Origin of the sequence: Streptomyces sp. NPDC002669, assembly GCF_042889165.1 — a bacterium.
Classification (GTDB): domain Bacteria; phylum Actinomycetota; class Actinomycetes; order Streptomycetales; family Streptomycetaceae; genus Streptomyces.
This window is the reverse complement of sequence record NZ_JBIAQQ010000046.1, coordinates 21618-37930: the sequence shown is the minus strand read 5'-3', so window position 1 is coordinate 37930 and position 16313 is coordinate 21618. Positions and strand designations below refer to the sequence as shown.

Annotated in this window: 14 protein-coding genes; 3 read left to right on the top strand and 11 right to left on the bottom strand. The window is 73.3% G+C overall.

All coding sequences use genetic code 11. The features are described 5' to 3' along the window. The 4 genes from ACFYW1_RS37230 to ACFYW1_RS37215 all read right to left on the bottom strand — a co-directional run. The coding region (locus tag ACFYW1_RS37230) for a biotin carboxylase N-terminal domain-containing protein (RefSeq protein WP_281179312.1) at window positions 1-96 on the bottom strand (96 nt) is incomplete at its 3' end. Window positions 97-173: 77 nt separating this feature from the next. Beyond that, entirely contained in the window at window positions 174-416 is a 243-nt protein-coding gene (locus tag ACFYW1_RS37225) for an acyl-CoA carboxylase epsilon subunit (protein WP_389003952.1), read from the bottom strand. Further along, window positions 413-2032 carry an acyl-CoA carboxylase subunit beta gene (locus ACFYW1_RS37220; RefSeq protein ID WP_389003950.1) on the bottom strand — a complete coding sequence of 540 codons (1620 nt, stop codon included), beginning with the start codon at window positions 2030-2032 and terminating at the stop codon, window positions 413-415. Before ACFYW1_RS37220 ends, ACFYW1_RS37225 begins: the two co-directional genes overlap by 4 nt. Window positions 2033-2100: 68 nt before the next feature. Then, a complete protein-coding gene (locus ACFYW1_RS37215) occupies window positions 2101-3477 on the bottom strand; it encodes an MFS transporter (RefSeq protein ID WP_389003948.1) in 1377 nt (458 codons plus the stop codon). On the opposite strand from ACFYW1_RS37215, the gene ACFYW1_RS37210 reads away from it, so the two are divergent. Beyond that, window positions 3458-6217, top strand: coding sequence for an AAA family ATPase (locus tag ACFYW1_RS37210; protein ID WP_389003946.1), 2760 nt, complete (start codon window positions 3458-3460; stop codon window positions 6215-6217). The genes ACFYW1_RS37215 and ACFYW1_RS37210 overlap by 20 nt on opposite strands. Window positions 6218-6439: 222 nt before the next feature. Here the strand turns inward: ACFYW1_RS37210 and ACFYW1_RS37205 are convergent, their stop codons facing one another. Next, window positions 6440-6637 (bottom strand): hypothetical protein, encoded by a 198-nt coding sequence (locus tag ACFYW1_RS37205; RefSeq protein WP_389003944.1) that lies wholly within the window; start codon window positions 6635-6637, stop codon window positions 6440-6442. A 144-nt stretch (window positions 6638-6781) separates the two neighbouring features. On the opposite strand from ACFYW1_RS37205, the gene ACFYW1_RS37200 reads away from it, so the two are divergent. After that, window positions 6782-7822, top strand: a complete 1041-nt coding sequence (locus ACFYW1_RS37200) for a hypothetical protein (protein WP_389003942.1) — start codon at window positions 6782-6784, stop codon at window positions 7820-7822. 145 nt (window positions 7823-7967) lie between these two features. Then, entirely contained in the window at window positions 7968-8942 is a 975-nt protein-coding gene (locus ACFYW1_RS37195) for an AfsA-related hotdog domain-containing protein (protein WP_389003940.1), read from the top strand. Here the strand turns inward: ACFYW1_RS37195 and ACFYW1_RS37190 are convergent. The 6 genes from ACFYW1_RS37190 to ACFYW1_RS37165 are packed head-to-tail and all read right to left on the bottom strand — an operon-like array spanning window position 8922 to window position 16266. Next, entirely contained in the window at window positions 8922-9815 is an 894-nt protein-coding gene (locus ACFYW1_RS37190; RefSeq protein ID WP_389003938.1) for a 4'-phosphopantetheinyl transferase family protein, read from the bottom strand. The genes ACFYW1_RS37195 and ACFYW1_RS37190 overlap by 21 nt on opposite strands. Further along, window positions 9812-10051 carry an acyl carrier protein gene (locus tag ACFYW1_RS37185; RefSeq protein WP_389003935.1) on the bottom strand — a complete coding sequence of 80 codons (240 nt, stop codon included), beginning with the start codon at window positions 10049-10051 and terminating at the stop codon, window positions 9812-9814. The genes ACFYW1_RS37190 and ACFYW1_RS37185 overlap by 4 nt, the downstream gene beginning before the upstream one ends. After that, window positions 10021-11970, bottom strand: coding sequence for an HAD-IIIC family phosphatase (locus tag ACFYW1_RS37180; RefSeq protein WP_389003932.1), 1950 nt, complete (start codon window positions 11968-11970; stop codon window positions 10021-10023). The genes ACFYW1_RS37185 and ACFYW1_RS37180 overlap by 31 nt, the downstream gene beginning before the upstream one ends. Further along, window positions 11967-13022 carry a 3-oxoacyl-ACP synthase III family protein gene (locus ACFYW1_RS37175; RefSeq protein ID WP_389003929.1) on the bottom strand — a complete coding sequence of 352 codons (1056 nt, stop codon included), beginning with the start codon at window positions 13020-13022 and terminating at the stop codon, window positions 11967-11969. The genes ACFYW1_RS37180 and ACFYW1_RS37175 overlap by 4 nt, the downstream gene beginning before the upstream one ends. After that, a complete protein-coding gene (locus tag ACFYW1_RS37170; protein WP_389003926.1) occupies window positions 13019-15982 on the bottom strand; it encodes a type I polyketide synthase in 2964 nt (987 codons plus the stop codon). The genes ACFYW1_RS37175 and ACFYW1_RS37170 overlap by 4 nt, the downstream gene beginning before the upstream one ends. Beyond that, entirely contained in the window at window positions 15979-16266 is a 288-nt protein-coding gene (locus ACFYW1_RS37165; RefSeq protein WP_384222848.1) for an acyl carrier protein, read from the bottom strand. The genes ACFYW1_RS37170 and ACFYW1_RS37165 overlap by 4 nt, the downstream gene beginning before the upstream one ends. Window positions 16267-16313: the final 47 nt, after the last annotated feature.

Below are 16313 nucleotides of genomic sequence, written 5' to 3'. Positions count from 1 at the left end.
CGCGTAAACGGCCACACTCCCGATCCCGGCATCCCGGCACGCCCGAGCAACACGGACAGCAATTTCGCCACGGTTGGCGATGAGCACCTTGCGCAGACCGGACCGCACACCCGACCGCGACCACGACTGCGACTGCGTCTTCAACTGCGCCTGCGACTGCGACGGTTGTGCGGTCACGAGGCCCACGCTCCCGGCACCCGGAACGGTCCGACGGGGTGCTCCCAGAGCGTGCGCGCCGCCGCTTCGGCGCCGTTCGCGCGGTGTCCGGCGTCCTGCGCGTGTGCCCGCGCGCGGGCGGCGAGGACGGTGGCGAGAGCCGCCACCTCGTCGAGGCTCGGATCGCCCCGGGTGATCCGTACGGAGGCCAGGGCCAGGGCTGCTCTCTCCGGGGTGTTCCCGGTGTCCCCGGCCGTCACAGCGGCAGGTTCCCGTGCTTGCGCCCCGGGAGCGGGACGTGCTTGGTCCGGAGCATCGACAGCGCGGCGATGAGCCTGGCACGGGTGTCCGCGGGGTCGATCACGTCGTCCACCAGGCCGCGCTCCGCCGCGTAGTACGGGTGCATCAGCTCGGTCTCGTACTCCTTGATCTTCTGCGCGCGTACGGTCTCGGGGTCCTCCGCGGCCGCTATCTCCCGGCGGAAGATCACGTTCGCGGCGCCCTCCGCGCCCATCACCGCGATCTCGTTGGAGGGCCAGGCGAGGGCGACGTCGGTGCCGATCGACCGGGAGTCCATGACGATGTAGGCGCCGCCGTACGCCTTGCGCAGCACGAGGGAGATGCGCGGCACGGTGGCGTTGCAGTACGCGTAGAGGAGTTTGGCGCCGTGGCGGATGACCCCGCCGTGCTCCTGGTCCACGCCGGGGAGGAAGCCGGGCACGTCGACCAGGGTCACGAGCGGGATGCTGAACGCGTCGCAGAACTGGACGAAGCGGGCGGCCTTCTCGGAGGCGTGGATGTCCAGGACGCCGGCCAGCGCGGACGGCTGGTTGGCGACGATGCCGACGGACTGGCCGCCGAGGCGGGTGAACGCGCAGACGACGTTGCGCGCCCAGTCGGCGTGCACCTCGAAGAACTCGCCGTGGTCGACGACCTCGGCGATGACGTCGCGCATGTCGTACGACTGGTGGGGCTGGGCGGGCACCAGGTCGAGCAGCCGCTCGCACCTGCGGTCGGCGGGGTCGTCGGTGTCGGCGGCGGGGGGCAGTTCGCGGTTGTTCGACGGGAGGAGCGACAGCAGGTGGCGGACGTCCTCCAGGCAGCTCTCCTCGTCGTCGTACGCGAAGCCCGCGACGCCCGAGACGGACGCGTGGCTGTCGGCCCCGCCGAGCCGCTCCTGCGAGACGTGCTCACCGGTCACGGCCTGGACGACGTCCGGTCCCGTGATGAACATCTGGGAGGTGCCGCGGACCATGAACACGAAGTCGGTCAGGGCCGGGGAGTACGCGGCGCCGCCCGCGCAGGGGCCGAGGACCACGGATATCTGCGGGATGACGCCGGAGTTGCGCACGTTGCGGGTGAAGATGCCGCCGTACCCGGCCAGCGCGGTGACTCCTTCCTGGATGCGGGCCCCCGCGCCGTCGCACAGTCCGACGACGGGGCTCCCGGCGGCCTGGGCCAGGTCCATCACCTTGTGGATCTTCTGGGCGTGGGCCTCGCCCAGGGCTCCGCCGAAGATGCGGAAGTCGTGGGCGTAGGCGAAGACGGTGCGGCCGTGCACCTGCCCCCAACCGGTCACCACTCCGTCGCTGTGAGGTCTTTTGTCCTCAAGGCCGAATCCGGTGGCCCGGTGCCGGCGCAGCCCTTCGACCTCGACGAACGTTCCCTCGTCGAAGAGCAGTGCCAGGCGCTCGCGCGCGGTCAGCTTGCCCTTGGCGTGCTGTGCCTCGGTGGCCTTCTCGCTGGGGCCTCGTTCCGCTTGCCGGTGCAGTACGGCGAGTTCCGCCGTGCGCTCGCGCAGGGAGGCGTGGCGGGGGGCCGTGGGCCGCGGTGCCGGATCCGCGCTCTTCACCGGCCTTTCCTCGACGATGCTCAATGCAGGACCCTTTCGACACGGGTGCGCTGGTTCGGTGGGTGGCGCGGCACCGAGCGTCGGCCGGGTTCCTAAAGCCGGGGTTGTGCGGCCTCGTCCCGTGCGCGGTGGGGCGCGGGGGCGGGGGCGGTGGTGCGGTAGCCGCGCAGCAGGAACAGGCCGACGACCGTGACGAGGGCGGGCAGCAGGCTCATCCCGGCCAGCACTCCCCAGGCGGCCGTGGTCGTCTGCCGGGCGGATTCGCCGGTGTCCGAGGAGGTGTAGCCGAAGAGCTGGAGGACGAGGGCGAAGAGGAAGGGACCGGCGGCGATGCCGAGCGCCTCGCCGCCGCTGAAGAGCCCGGACAGGGCGCCGGCCCGGCTGCGGCCGGTGCGTGCGGTGTCGGCGGCCGTGGTCTCGGCCAGCATGGCGTAGAGGAAGAGGAGCTGGCCCGCGTGTCCGGTGCCGACGAGGAGGAGGACGGCGGGGGCCCAGAGCGGGGGCAGGGCGGGGGCCGCGGCCAGCAGCAGGCATCCACCGCCGAAGAGGGCCGAGGCGGCGACGAGCGCCGTGCGCTGTCCGTGCCGGGCGCCGAAGCGGGTCCACAGGGGGGTGACGAACAGGTTGGGCGCGACGAAGGCCGCGACGAGGAGGGCGGTCAGGTCGGGGTCGTGCAGGATGTGTTCGGCGAAGTAGGGACCGGCGGCGAGCAGACAGCCGGTGGCGACGACCTGGACGGTCGTCGTGCGCAGCAGGGCCGCGAAGGACGGGTTGTCGCGCAGCGCGTCGAACCGGCGGCCGGGTGGTGTCCGGCCGGTGTCGCCGGCGGCGGCCGGCGGGGTACCGGGTGCGGTGGGGCGGGGCGGGCGGGCCGTGCCGAGGTGGACGCCCAGGGTGCCCGCGGCGATGACCGCCGCGCCGAAGAGGCCCGCCCAGCGGTGTCCGCCGATGCCTCCGCCGCCCGCCGCGACGACGGCCGGGCCCGCCGATCCGACGGCCAGCGCGGCGACCGCTATGCCCGCCACCCGGCCCGAGACCAGGCGCATCCGGTCGTGCGGGGTGTGCGCGAGGTCGGCGGGCAGCGCGGCGTAGGCGGCCTGGAAGAAGGCGAAGGCCGTGGCGGTGAGCAGGAAGCCGAGGCCGGTCCAGGCCGGTCCGGCGGCGCCGGGGACTCCGGCGAACATGGCGGCGAAGGCGGCCGTGGCGCCCAGGCCACCGCCCAGGACGTGCCGGCGCCGGCTGCCCCGCCTGCGGTGGGTGCGGTCGCCGGTGCGGCCCGCGAACGGTGCGAGGAGCACCGCCCATGCCTTGGGCACCAGGATGACGACGCCGGCGAGGGCCGCGCCCACGCCGAGGGTGTCGGTGAGGTAGGGCAGCAGCAGGAGTCCCGGAAGGGTGGTGAACGTACCGGTCACCAGGGACCCGCAGGCGTAGCCGAATCGCAGACGGGTGCTGTTCCCGGTTGCCACTTTCGTTCCTCCGCGGGATAGGGACAGTGCACGCGCGAACGCGACCGAGCGTGAGTCCCCGGCGCGCGGCGCGCCAGTCGGGGTTTTCCCCGGATGTGTGCTCGTGGACGCGCCGGGTGCGGGGTGCGGCGGGGAAAAGGCCGGGCCTGTCGGAAACGGGAGCGGTGGGCGTTCTTCCTGGGGGTTTTCGGTGGCACCGAGGGCCTTTGTTCGATTACGCGGGCCGGTGGTTCGGGGTTCTCCCGGACATTACGCGGCCGGGCGGGATCTCCCCTCGTACTTTCTGCCAGGCAACCTGTGGACAGCGGCCCGTGCTTGGGTGCCGGGGCGCGATGAGCCAGCCTTTCGTGACAGTTATTCACTTGGGGAGGCCGGTGTGCCGGAGGCGGCGTCGGTGTTCGGGGCGGCGGCCGGTGCCGGTGGGCCTTCGGTGTCCCGGAGCCATGAACTCGACTTGTTGCGGCAGTGGTTGAGACTTTCCAGGGATTCGGCTCAGTTCGTCCGGCTCAGCGGTGAGCCGGGGGTCGGCAAATCCCATCTGCTGCGACGGCTGACGCGGTCGGCGCGGCGGGACGGCTGGGTCGTGGCCGCGGGCCGGGCACCCCGGACCGGTGCGGGCCGGCCCTTCGACGCGGTCGTGGACGCGCTGGACGATCTGCTGGCCCGCGCGGACGGGTCGCTGTTCGAACGGCTCGGGGAGACGGCGACCCGGCATCTGGCCTCCGTGTTCCCGGCCCTGGGCACGTACGGGGCGGCTTCCGGGCCGGCGGATCACTACGCGGTCTCCCGGGCCGTGCGGGCGGTGCTCGGTCATCTGGCCCGGGAGGGCGGCGGGCTGCTGTTCGTGGTGGACGACGCGCACCGGGCGTGCCCGCACGCGGTGGAGTTCCTGGAGCACCTGGTCCGCCATCCGCCGGACGCTCCGGTGCTGACCGTTCTCGCCCATCGTTCCGTGCCCGCGGGGCGGCATCCGACGGGTCTGGCCGAGGCGTCCGACGACGTCCACCAGCTACGGCTGTCGCGGCTGCCCGACGAGTCGCTGCGGGCGCTGCTGCCCGCGCGGGTGGGACCGGTGGCCGCGGCCGTGGCGCTGCGCGACGCGGCGGGCGTGCCGGGGCTGCTGGGTACGCCGCCGCCGGACGGTGCCGGTCCTTGCCCGGTCGGCGCGGAGCCGGGCCCCGGCCTGTACGGCGTGCTGGAACTGGCCCTGGGGGTGCCGCCGGTGGTGGCGTCCGGGGCGCGGGGGCCGGACCTCCACTGTCTTTCCTCGCTGGGCTGGCGCACCGCGTGTGCGGCCGCGCTGGTCGGTGATCCGTTCCTTCCCGAGGTGGTCGCCGGGACGGCGGTGCTGCCGCTGTCCGATGTGCTGCGCGGGCTGGACGAGTTGTACGCCGAGGGCGTGGTGGTGCCCGACGGCCCGGGGCGGCGTTTCCGTTTCGTCCGGCCGGTGGTCAGGGCGCGGGTCCACCACGCGTCGGGGGCGGGCTGGCGGCACGCGGCGCGGGACCGGGCCGTCGCCGCGCTGCGTGCCGCCGGTGACACGTTCGCGCTGGCCGCGCATCTCGTGCACGCGGACGATCCGACGGCAGACGACCTGCGGACCCTGGCCGTCGCCGCGCGGAGCGAGGTCTTCCGGCAGCCGGGGCGCACGGTGCTGGCGCTGCGGCGGCTCGTCGCGGTGGCGGGTGATTCGCCGGAGTCGTCGTTGCTGCGGGCGAAGGCCCTCGTCCTCGCGGGGCGGCCCGGCGAGGCGGAGCGGGTCCATGCCGGGGTGTGGCAGCGGGTGACGGCGGGGTGTCCGGGGGTCGATGTGGTGGATGCCGTGGTGTGGCGGGCGCGTGCGCTCCGGTCGTTGGGCCGGTTCGCGCAGGCGGATGCGCTGCTCGGGGCGGCGGAGCCGTCCGGTGCGGGGGAAGGTCCTCCCGGCCGGGTGGCGGGGGCGTCCGGTGCGGCGGCGGTGCGGGCCGAGCGGCTGGCGCTGGTGCTGGAGCGGGGGCAGGTCCCGGGCGGCGGGCCGGACGGAGCGGTGGCGGACCCGGGCTGGGTCCGGGACGCCGTCGCGGAGGGCGGCCCCGGCGACGATCCGTACGTACGGGTCCATGAGGGCGCCCTGCTCGCCGCCGCGGACGCCGTGGCCGGCCGGGCGGGTGCGGCGCGGGCCGCCCTCGACCGCGCCGATCGGCTGCTGGACGCGGTGGAGGGGGCGCGCATGGCCGGGTGGCTGGAGACCTACCGGTGGCTGGGCGAGGCCGAGTTGCGTCTGAGCCGCGCGCACCGGGCGGCGGTTTTCTTCGGGCGGGGTTTTGACGCGGCTCTGCGTTTCGGGCAGGGGCACCTGCTGGCGCCTTTGGCGTTCGGGCTCGGGCGGGCCCTTCTGCACACCGGGGAAACGGATTCCGCCGCGTTCCACTCGGGGATTGCCGCGGATGCCGCCGGGCGCTACGGATACCACTGGCTCGCACCCGCCGCCGAGGCCATTTCCCTGAAAGCCACCCGAAGTTCCGAAGACCATTCGAGCACGACTCCGCTTTCCGTCATCAGCACGCGTGAAAGAGAAATAGCGGAGCTGGTCGGGGCCGGCTACACGAATCAGCGAATAGCCAGCCGCCTCGGCATCAGCACGAAAACCGTGGAAACCCATATGAGCCGCATGTTCAAGAAACTCGGAGTGAATTCCCGGGCGGCTTTGGCCCACACCATGGGGCGGGATTCACAGGAGCACGGTTTTCACGGCAGGTAAACAATTGCCCCACACATGAGGAAAGCCCCGCCGCCCGGCAGAGGAGCCGGGCGACGGGGCCACGCGAGCGGCTCCACCGGGCGGGGGGCGTCCGGGAGCCGACATCGGAATCGACCCTCCTCCCCGCCACTAGTGGCCCGCTAAAGCCGCAGTACGGCGGCGAGGCCGGGGTTCCGCCCCTCCCCGGGCCCCGGAACCCCGGCCTCGCCGGCTTCGTCCGCGTCACGGGCAGGCGGAGCCCCACTGGTCGTCCAGCACGCACAGCATATTCACGCCGCCTGCCATCACGCCCACTTCCGTCGAAACCGCCGATACATCCGGAGTCGATGCCTCCGCCAAACCTGCGTCAAGACTTCCTAAAATTACAAACGCTGCACATGCCGCTACCAACGATTTGCCAAGCACACCCTTGTTCATCATGCCCCCTGCCTGTTGTCCGGAGCTTGTTGTCCGGTGCCTTCAGGAAGAAGCCTGCCCGCCGCTCAAGCCAGTTCCAAGTGATTCTCGATGGCGTAGAGTTGCCTGGCAGCTTGTCCCATTCCGCACCGAGGAGTAACCGCGAAGATGAGCGAAAGTTCCCTTTCCGGCGCAAGCTCCAATGAACTCGACGGCAGATGCGCGACGGCTTACCAGTGGGCCGTCATGCTGGGACGCTTCGACCACGAACAGATTGCCCACACGCTGGGTGTGCCGACCGAAGAGATCCATCGCATTGCGCGGACATTGTCGGAACTGAGCCTGCTGCACCCCATGCCCGGCGAACCCGGCACCCTGGTCCCGGTCAGCCCGGACGCCGCCGCCGCCGACCTCGTCGGACCGACCGAGCAGCAGATACGGGAACTCCAGCAGACGGTCACCGACATCCGGACCCGGATGCGTTCGCTCCAGCCCGCGTACTTCGAGAGCCGCCGGCGCCGCAACCAGGCCGAGGCGTTCGACGTGATCAGCGACATCAACGTGCTCCAGGCCATGCTCGACGACTGGGGGGCGCGCTGCCGCACCGAGGTCCTCACCGCCCAGCCGGGCGGCCCCCGCCCCTCCCGGTACCTGGACAACGCGCGCCCGCTCACCCTGGCCCGGCTGGCGCGCGGGGTGCAGGTGCGGCACCTCTACCAGCACACCGTGCGCAGCGACCTGGCCACCACGTCGTACGTGCGCGTGGTGACCGGTGCGGGCGCCGAGGTCCGCACCACGGACGAGCTGATCGACCGGATCGTCATCTACGACCGGGAGGTGGTGTTCCTGCCCGAGCGCGTGGAGGACCGCCCACCGGGCGCCGTCGTGGTACGGGAACCGACGCTGGTGGCGTTCCTGTGCAAGGTGTACGAGCACCTGTGGGACACCAGCACCCCTTTCGCCCCGGACACCGAGACGCAGCCGGCCGTGGCCGACGACCTCAAGCGGTCGATCATCAAGCTCATGGCCCAGGGCCACAAGGACGAGCTGGTGGCGCGCCGGCTGGGCATGTCGGTGCGCACCTGCCGCCGGTACATCTCGCAGATCATGGAGGAGGTGGAGTCCACCAGCAGGTTCCAGGCGGGCGTCAACGTCGCCCTGTCCCGGCTCCTGGACGGCGCGCACGGCCCCGCCCCGCAGACGGACTGACGGGCGGCCGACGGACGGCGGACCCGTACGGACTAGGTGCCCCGCAGCAAGCTGTCACCGGCCGGGACTGGTTCCCGATGGCTGATTCCCTGCACTCTCGTTGAACCGTGTTCGAACACGGTTCGCACGAAACGGGGGCGGACGCATGGCTCGATCGACAGACGGGGAGCAACGAGGGACGGGAGCCGTACGGCATCTCATCCACCGGCCGCGCTCCTGGCTGCATCCCGTCCCCCCGGGGCCGGGCATCGAGGAGGAGTTCGTGCTCGCCGGTACGCTGCCCACCGCGCACCCCTTGTTCGACGACGGCCCCGGCCGTCACCACGACCTGCAGACGACCGCCGAAATGGTGCGCGAGGCGGGCGAGTTCATCGGACACACCCACTTCGGGGTGCCGTCGGCCCGGGTCGGGATCTTCTACCGGTTCGAGCTGCGCGCCGGTGACCTGACGCACTGGCGGGTCGGGCGGGCACCGGCCCAGCTGGACCTGGAACTGCGGGTGCGCCCCGACAAGGTGGTCGACGACGTGCCGCGGGTACTGGACTTCCGCGTCGCGCCGCGGATCGACGACGTGCCGTGCGGGAACGGGTCGGCGAGCCTGGTGTTCCTGGCCCCCGTGGTGCACCGCAGCCATCGGGAGCGCTCCCGTGCGGCCGTGCTCGCGGCGGCCGGGCGCGAGGGGCCCGGCCGCCTGCCGGACGCCCCGGTCGACCCGGGCGACGTCGGGCGCGGCTCCCCGGACAACGTGCTGCTGCACCGCCCGGAGGTTCCCGGTCACGGACGGCTGTCCGCGGAGGTGCGGCTGCCGCCGGTGTGGTCGTCCGGGAACGCGGAGGGCGAGCCCGCCCCGGCCCGTGCGCTGCTGGAGGCGCTGCGCCAGACCGCGTTGCTGGCCGCCGGGCACGCCTACGCGCTGAAGCCGGCGCACAGCACGCTCGCCTCGTTGCGGGTGCACTTCCGCGGCTACGCGGAGCCGGACCTGCCGATGCGCTGCACGGCGGTGTGGGACCGGCTGGGCAAGGACGAGGAGGGCCGCCGCACGGTGCCGGTCGGGCTGAGCCTCATCCAGGCCGACCGGGCGGTGCTGGAGGCCACCGCGTCAGTGGTGGAGGACCTGTGACCAGTAGTCGTGCGACCACTCCCCCTCCAGCGCCTCGTTGAGGGCCGCGACGGCGTCGGCGTCGAGCATGGTGGTGATCTCGGCGTCCAGGGTGCGGCCGAGCCCCGCGTCGTAGACGGCGGTGCTGATGCAGAACTCCAGCCCGTCGCTGTCGAGCAGATAGGTGCGGAACGTCCACTCGTCGCCCGATCCGGGGGTGCCGTCGGGCCGGTGCACCTGGGTGGGCCGGCCGTCCGCGCCGAATCCGAACTCCGTGAACCGGAACTGCAGCCCCTGGCCGATCGCCTTGCTGTATGCCTCCTTCAGGGTCCACAACCGCACCAGGCAGGGGTCGCGCTCCGCCACCGGCAGCCCGGAGACCATCAGCCGCTCGTGCGGGGTGCAGATCTGCCGGTCCAGGCCCCGGCTGTAGATCCTGCGGTCCGCGCGCTCCGCGTCGACGCCGATGAGGCCCCGGGTGGTCAGTCCGACCAGCAGGAGGTCGTCGGTGTGGCTGAGGCTGATGTCGATCTGGTCGCAGCCGCGCAGGTACGGGCGCCCGGTCGGCCCGTACATCAGCTCCAGGTCCCGGGCGTCGGCCCGCAGCGCCGCCGCCGCCGCGTACTTGAGCAGGCGCCGGGACGCCGCGTACCGGCCGCGCATGTCCTCGTGGGTGATGTCGCGGTAGCGGGCCCAGTCCCGGCCGAGGACGGCGCGCAGTTCGGCGCCGTCCGGGTCCCTCGGCCGCCAGTCGGTGAAGCGCCCGTGGACCAGGGCCGTGCCGTGGGTGCGCAGGTCCTTGCGCACCTCGGCCCCGTTGCTCTCCGGGGCGGTCGACGCGATGGGGTCGCCCAGCGGCTGCGGGAGGTGGGAGCTTCCCGGGGTGGTCGTCACGGGTCCGTCCGTTCGGGTGCTACGAGGAAGTGGATCTCCCGCAGGCTGCGGGCCCGGAGCACACCGGCCACCGGGACCCGCCGGCCCGTCTCCCGTTCGACGAGCCCGACGAGGCGCAGCAGGTGGACCGAGTCCCAGGCGGGCAGGGCGTCGAAGTCGGCGCCCGCCTCCTCCTCGGTCAGGACGAGGCCCAGTTCGTCGCGGATCAGGCCGAGGAAGTCGGCGAACTCATCCATGGCGCTCCTTCCGTTCTTCCACCGGCCCCCCCGATGCGGACGTCGAGGGTCAGGTGTTCGGGTACGGGCGGGAGTTCGTCGAGGTCGTGGCGGAACCACCGGTCGTGGTCGCGGCCGGGTTCCTCGACGAAGCCCGAGGCGGGGTAGAGGCCGGCGGCCCTGGCGTTGCGGCCGGTCTCCCGGTAGCGGGCCCTGGCCCGGGAAAACCCCCGGGCCCTGGCGTGTTCGAGCAGGGCGGCGAGACAGCCGTCCTCGATGCCGCGGGCCAGCACCCGGCAGCTGAGCAGCATGTTGTCGATGTACAGGGCGTCGTCCCCGTCGTGGGTGAGGACGGCGCCGACGAGGCCGCTGTCGCCGAACCGGTCGCGCACCCGGACGGCGAGCACCCCGGTGCCCGGTCCGGCGGCCAGGGCGGCGACCCGGTCCTCCGGGAGCCGTTCCCCGGTGAGGTTGAACTGGTTCGTGCGCAGGGAGAGTTGGGAGACGCGTGCCACTTCGTGGGGTTCCGGCGGTGCGATCCGGACGACGGTGCCGAGTTCGTTCAGGTACTCCTCGTACGACCCGGAGTGCTCGCGGAGGTCCGTCCGCGCCTCCGACGCGTGGTAGCGGATGGTGCGGGCCCGGTCGTCGTCGGTGAGCCGGGGGGTGTCGAACCAGCCGTCCCGCAGCAGGGTGTCCAGGTGCAGGGCCGGTTCGGAGCCGAGCGGGATCACGGCGGTGCGCGGGAGGTTGCGCCGGACCAGGCCGCGTTCGCGGGGCGAGTCGTCCATGAACACCAGGGCGTCCGTGGCGATGCCGAGGTGGGCGGCGATGTCGCGGAGGTTCTCGTCCTTGGGCGCCCAGTTGGCGTTGACGCGTACGAAGTCGTCGGGGCGCAGCGTCATGTCCGGGTGCTCGCGCAGCACGTGCCGGACGGGGTCGGGGTCGTTCTTGCTGCTGATCGCGAGGAGGACGCCCTGGGCGGCCAGTTGGCGCGCGCCGCGCTGCACCGCGCTGTACGGTCCGCCCAGGAGGCTGTCGCCGATCTCGATGCGGTCGGCCCCGACCTCTCCCAGCACCCCGCCCCACAGGGTGTTGTCGAGGTCGAGGACGAGGCACTTGCCGGTCATGCCCCGCCGGGCCCGCAGGACGTGGACGGCCTCGCGGGCGTAGGCCGCGAGAAGGGTGTCGCCGAAGGGGGAACGGGCGTAGGCGGCGAGCCGGGCGTCGCGGGCGGGGCCGAGGTCGGCGATCAGCGGGTCCAGGTCGACGACGGCCAGGGCCGGGTGGTCGGTGGTGAGCCGGAGCAGCCGGGCGTTGAACTCCCGCCACACCGCGCCGAGCCGGGCGCGCTGGTGCTGGTCGACGATCTGCTGGGTGTGGTGGCGCAGCAGCGGCAGTGTGTTGAGGACCAGGGTGCCGGTGCCGTCGGTGCCGTGGGCGGTGGCGACGGCGGCGATCCGGTCGCCCAGCCGGGCACAGGCCGCCTCGGCGTCGTCGGTCGTCCACGGTGTGCCGAGTTCGGCGAAGACCGCTTCCGCGTCCAGCAGACACAGGGTCAGTTCGGGTGCGGGGGCGCGCAGTTCGCTGTCGGGGGTGGTGAGGTCGCGCAGGTACGCGCCGTGGGTGCCGACGGTGTACCGGGCGAGCAGGCCGTGCCGGGCGAGTTCGGCGGTGAGCGCGTCGGGGAGCTGGGCGACGGTGGAGCTTCCGGTGACCGCCACGGTGACGACGGGGGTGTCCGGGTGGTGGGCCAGTACGTCGTCGGCGGGGAGGGTCGCGAGCAGGCGTCCGCACCGCAGGAGTTCACCAAGGAGGTCGGCCGGTTCCCGGTCGGGGGTGTCGGTGATCTCCGCGAGCAGGCCGGCCACCCGCGGGTACTCGGCGGCCAGCCGTCCCGATGCGCTCAGTTCGCCCAGCCGGCGGAAGGGGGTCGTCATCGGTTCGGCTCCGCTTCCCTGTGTTTCTCCAGTGCCAGGCCGGCCCTGATCCATTTGCTGGACTCGACGACGACGGCGAGTGCGCGTTCCCCGGCCGTCATCCGAGGCACCAGTCGGTCGAGTTGCAGCAGGGGCAGGGCGTTGCCGGTGTTCCCGGTGTCCGCGACGCAGGAGACCTCGTGGGCGGCGGGGACGTCGAGCGTCTCGACGATGTGCCGGGTCATGCGGGCGGAGAGCTGCGGCGGCAGCAGGAAGTCGAGGTCCTCGGGGGCCCAGCCGGTGGTGTCGAGGAGTTCCCAGCAGATCTCGCCGGCCAGGCCGGGCACCTCGGCCTCGATGGTCCTGTAGTCCTCGGACAGCATCGTCCGGCCGGGGGCGCGGCGCACCGGTCCGTCCCAGTCGATGATCTGGCCCGGTGGCCTGCCGCGGCCGGTGAAGCGGTGGAGCAGGGCGCGAACCCCGATGCCCTCGCCGTCGGGGCGGGCGCTCACCACGGCCGCGCCCGCGCCGTCGCCGAACAGGACGTAGTTGACGAGTTCCTGTGCGGGGAGGTCGGCCGGGGTGCGGTGCGGGTCGAGGAAGCGGGCGGTGACGTCGCCGCCGATGACGAGTCCGGTGCGGTGGCCGGAGGCGATCAGGGCCCGGGCGAGGTCCAGGGCCTGGACGGCTCCGGAGCAGCCCGCCTGGATCTGGTACGTGGGCAGGTGGTCGAGGCCGAGCCGGTCCGCCACCTCGTTGGCCGTAGTGGGCAGCAGCCGGTCCGGGGTGGTGGTGGCCAGGACCAGGAAGTCCAGGTCCTGGAGGTCCGTACCGGCCGCGGCGACGGCCCGGCCGGCCGCCTCGGTGCACAGGTCGGCGAGGGTGTGCAGGACCTCTCCGGTGCCGAGGTCCCAGCCGAAGTGGCGGGTGCGGGTGCCGACGAACAGGTCGGTCCATTCCTCGCTGATCCCGAAGACCTTGTCGAGCCGTGCGTTGTCGACGGGGTCGCCGGGCAGCGCGGTGCCGGTGCCGGTGATGTAGAGGGGGGCGGGGGCCCCGCCGTCGGTCGTCATGTCCTGGCTCCTACGCTGATCCAGTCGCTGAGGAAGTCGGCCAGGGAGCCCACCGAGCGCAGTGCGGGCAGCAGTTGTTGCACGGTGACTCCTTCCGTCCGCGGAAGCCGGTGTTCGATCCGGTCCTTGAGCTGCATGATCATCACGGAGTCGAATCCCAGGTCGGCGTAGAGCCGGGTTTGCCGCCCGACCCGTTCGGGCGGGTACTCCCCCACTTCGACGATCGCCTCGATCACCGCCCCGAGCACCGGGTCGTGCGCCCCGGCCTCCCCCGCCGGGCCCTGGACGGGAGCCGCCGCGGGAGTCCCGGCGACGGTGCCGGTCGCGTCCGGGGTCCGGTCCGCGGTCGGGTCCGGTTGCGGGGGCGCCGGCTGCCAGAAGGCGTGCTCGGTGGCGAAGGCGTACGGGGCGAGGGGTTCGGCGGTGCGCCGCGCCGGTTCGTACAGGGCCTGCCACCTCGGTTCGACACCGGCCCGGTAGAGGGTCGCGACGGTCTCGGCGAAGTCCCGGGCGGTGGCCTCCCGGCCGGGGGCCGGGAGCAGCAGGCGTACGCCGGTGGGCAGCCCGGCGCGTTCGGCGAGCTGGACGAGCTGTGGGCCGGGCCCGATCTCGACGAGGCAGGCGGGCATGGTCTCGGCCATGAGGTCGTCGAGCGCCTCGGCGAAGAGGACCGGCCGGGCCGCCTGTTCCTTCCAGTACCCGGCGTCCAGGGGGCGGTCGCCGAGCATGTGCCCGTAGCGGGTGGAGGCCATGGGGATACGGGGCGTGCCCGCGTCGATCCCGGCGGCCTCCTCGGCGAAGCGGTCCAGGGCCGGGGCCATCAGCGGGGAGTGGAAGGCGTGCGAGACCCGGAGCCGGCGGGTGCGCACGCCCTGCTCGTGCAGGTGCGCGGCGATCCGGTCGAGGCCGTCGGTCCCGCCGGACAGCACCGTGTCGGCCGGGCCGTTGACGGCCGCCACCGTGACGTGCGGTTCGTCGGCGAGCGGTTCGACGAGGTCGTCCGGCCCGGCGTGGACGGCCAGCATGCCGCCGTTGTCGGGGAGCGCGTCCATGAGCGCGGCGCGGCGGGCGACGAGGCGGGCCGCGTCCTCCAGGCCGAGCGCGCCGGCCGCGACGGCGGCGGCGAACTCGCCCACGCCGTGTCCCAGGACGGCGTCGGGTTCGACGCCGAGGTCACCGAGCGTGCGGAAGAGGGCGTAGCCGACGGCGAACAGGGCGGGCTGGGCCCGGCCGGTGCGGTGCACGGCCGGGTCCTCGGCGAGGATCAGGTCCCGTACGGACCCGTGGAGGTGGGGGGCCAGTGCCTCGTCGACGGTGTCGAGGTGGTGCCGGTAGGAGGCGCAGTCGCGGTACAGGCCACTGGTCATGCCGGGTTCCTGGATGCCCTGGCCGCTGAAGAGGAAGCCGATGGTCGGCGGGTGGACGGCCCGGTCGGCGATGCCGGCGCGCAGCCGTTCGTCGTCGGCCGCCGCCCGCAGCACCGCGGCGAGTTCGGTGGTGTCGCGGGCGGTGAACGCGGCCCGGTAGGGCAGTCCCGTCTTGACGAGGTTGCTGTTCCAGCACAGGGTCGCGGCGTCGCCGCGGGGGCGGCGGGCCACGGCGTCGGCCTGGACGGCGAGGTTGCGGCGCAGGGCCTCGGGGGTGTTGGCGGAGACGGTGAACACGCCGACGGCGGGGGCGGCGGCCGTGCGCCGGGCGGGGGTGCGGGGCGGGCGGGGGGCGGTGGCCAGGACGGCGTGGGCGTTGGTGCCGCCCATGCCGAAGCTGCTGACCCCGGCGAAGACCTCGTCGGCGGGCAGCCGTACGGGGGCCTTGAGCAGGCGCAGGCCGCGTTCGGCGAGCCGGAGCTGCGGGTTCTCCCGGGTGGCGAACCGGCTGGCCGGCACGATCCGGTGGTGCAGGGCGAGCGCGACCTTGATCAGGCCGGCGATGCCGGCGGCCCCTTCGGTGTGGCCGAGGTTGCCCTTCACGGAGCCGATGCCGCACGGCTCCTCCCGTTGTACGGCGTGCAGTTCGCCGAGGGCGGCGCACTCGATGATGTCGCCGAGGGCGGTTCCGGTGCCGTGGGCCTCCATGAAGCGCACCTGTCCGGCCGTGATCGCGGCCCGGCGGCAGGCGGCGGCGACGACTTCGCGCTGCGACCAGCGGTTGGGGGCGGTGACGCCGTTGCTGCGGCCGTCCTGGTTGACGGCGGTGCCGCGGATGACGGCGTAGATCCGCTGCCCGTCGGCCTGGGCGTCCGCCAGCCGCCGCAGCACCACGGCGCCCACGCCGTCGCTGCGCCCGATGCCGTCGGCGTCCGCGCTGAAGGGTTTGCAGCGTCCGTCCGGTGCGGCCAGTCCCATGCGTGCGTAGACCAGCCCGAGGGCCGGGGTGAGGACCAGGTTGACGCCTCCGGCGACGGCGGTGGAGCACTCCCCCGACAGCAGCGAGTTGACCGCCAGATGGACGGCGACCAGCGACGAGGAGCAGGCGGTGTCGACGGCGAGGCTGGGGCCCTTGAGGTCGAGGTGGTAGGAGATGCGGTTGGCGGTCATGCCGGAGCTGCTGCCGGCTCCGAGCTGGGGGGTGACCCGGGCGTAGTCGGACATGTGGAGCTGGGCCCATTCGGTGCCCATCACGCCGACGAAGACGCCGGTGTCGCTGCCCGCGAGCGCGGAGGGGGACCGTCCGGAGTTCTCCAGCGCCCGCCACGCGCATTGCAGGAGCAGCCGTTGCTGGGGGTCCATCGCGGCGGCCTCGCGCGGCGAGATGGCGAAGAAGTCGTTGTCGAAGGTCCCGATGTCCTCGATGAAGCCGCCGTGGACCGTTTCGTCGAAGCCGGGCCCGGTGCGGCGCTGCTCGGGCAGTTCGCCGGTCGCGTCGGCGCCCCGGATCAGCAGGTCCCAGTACGCGTCGGCGTCGGGGGCGCCGGGGAAGACGCAGTCCAGGCCGACGATGGCGACGGCGCCCGGGTTCATGCCCGCCGCCCGTCGGCGGGCGGCTCGACGCCGCGTGCGGCCAGGTAGCCGGCCAGGGCCGCGACCGTGGGGTGGTCCCAGGCCAGGGAGGGGTCCACGGCGATGCCGAAGTCGTCCTCGACGTCGCCGCACAGGCTCAGCGCGCACACGGAGTCCATGCCGTACACGGCGAGCGGCACCGTCGGGTCGATGCTCTCCGGGGCCCGGTCCAGATAGGCCGCCAGGCGGTCGGTGAGCCAGCCGTGCAGGCGGGCCGCCGCCTTGGGCGGCGCGGAGAAGGTCATGCCGGGTCTCCTCGGGGCTATGGGGGCCGTCGTCGGCGGGTGGTCGT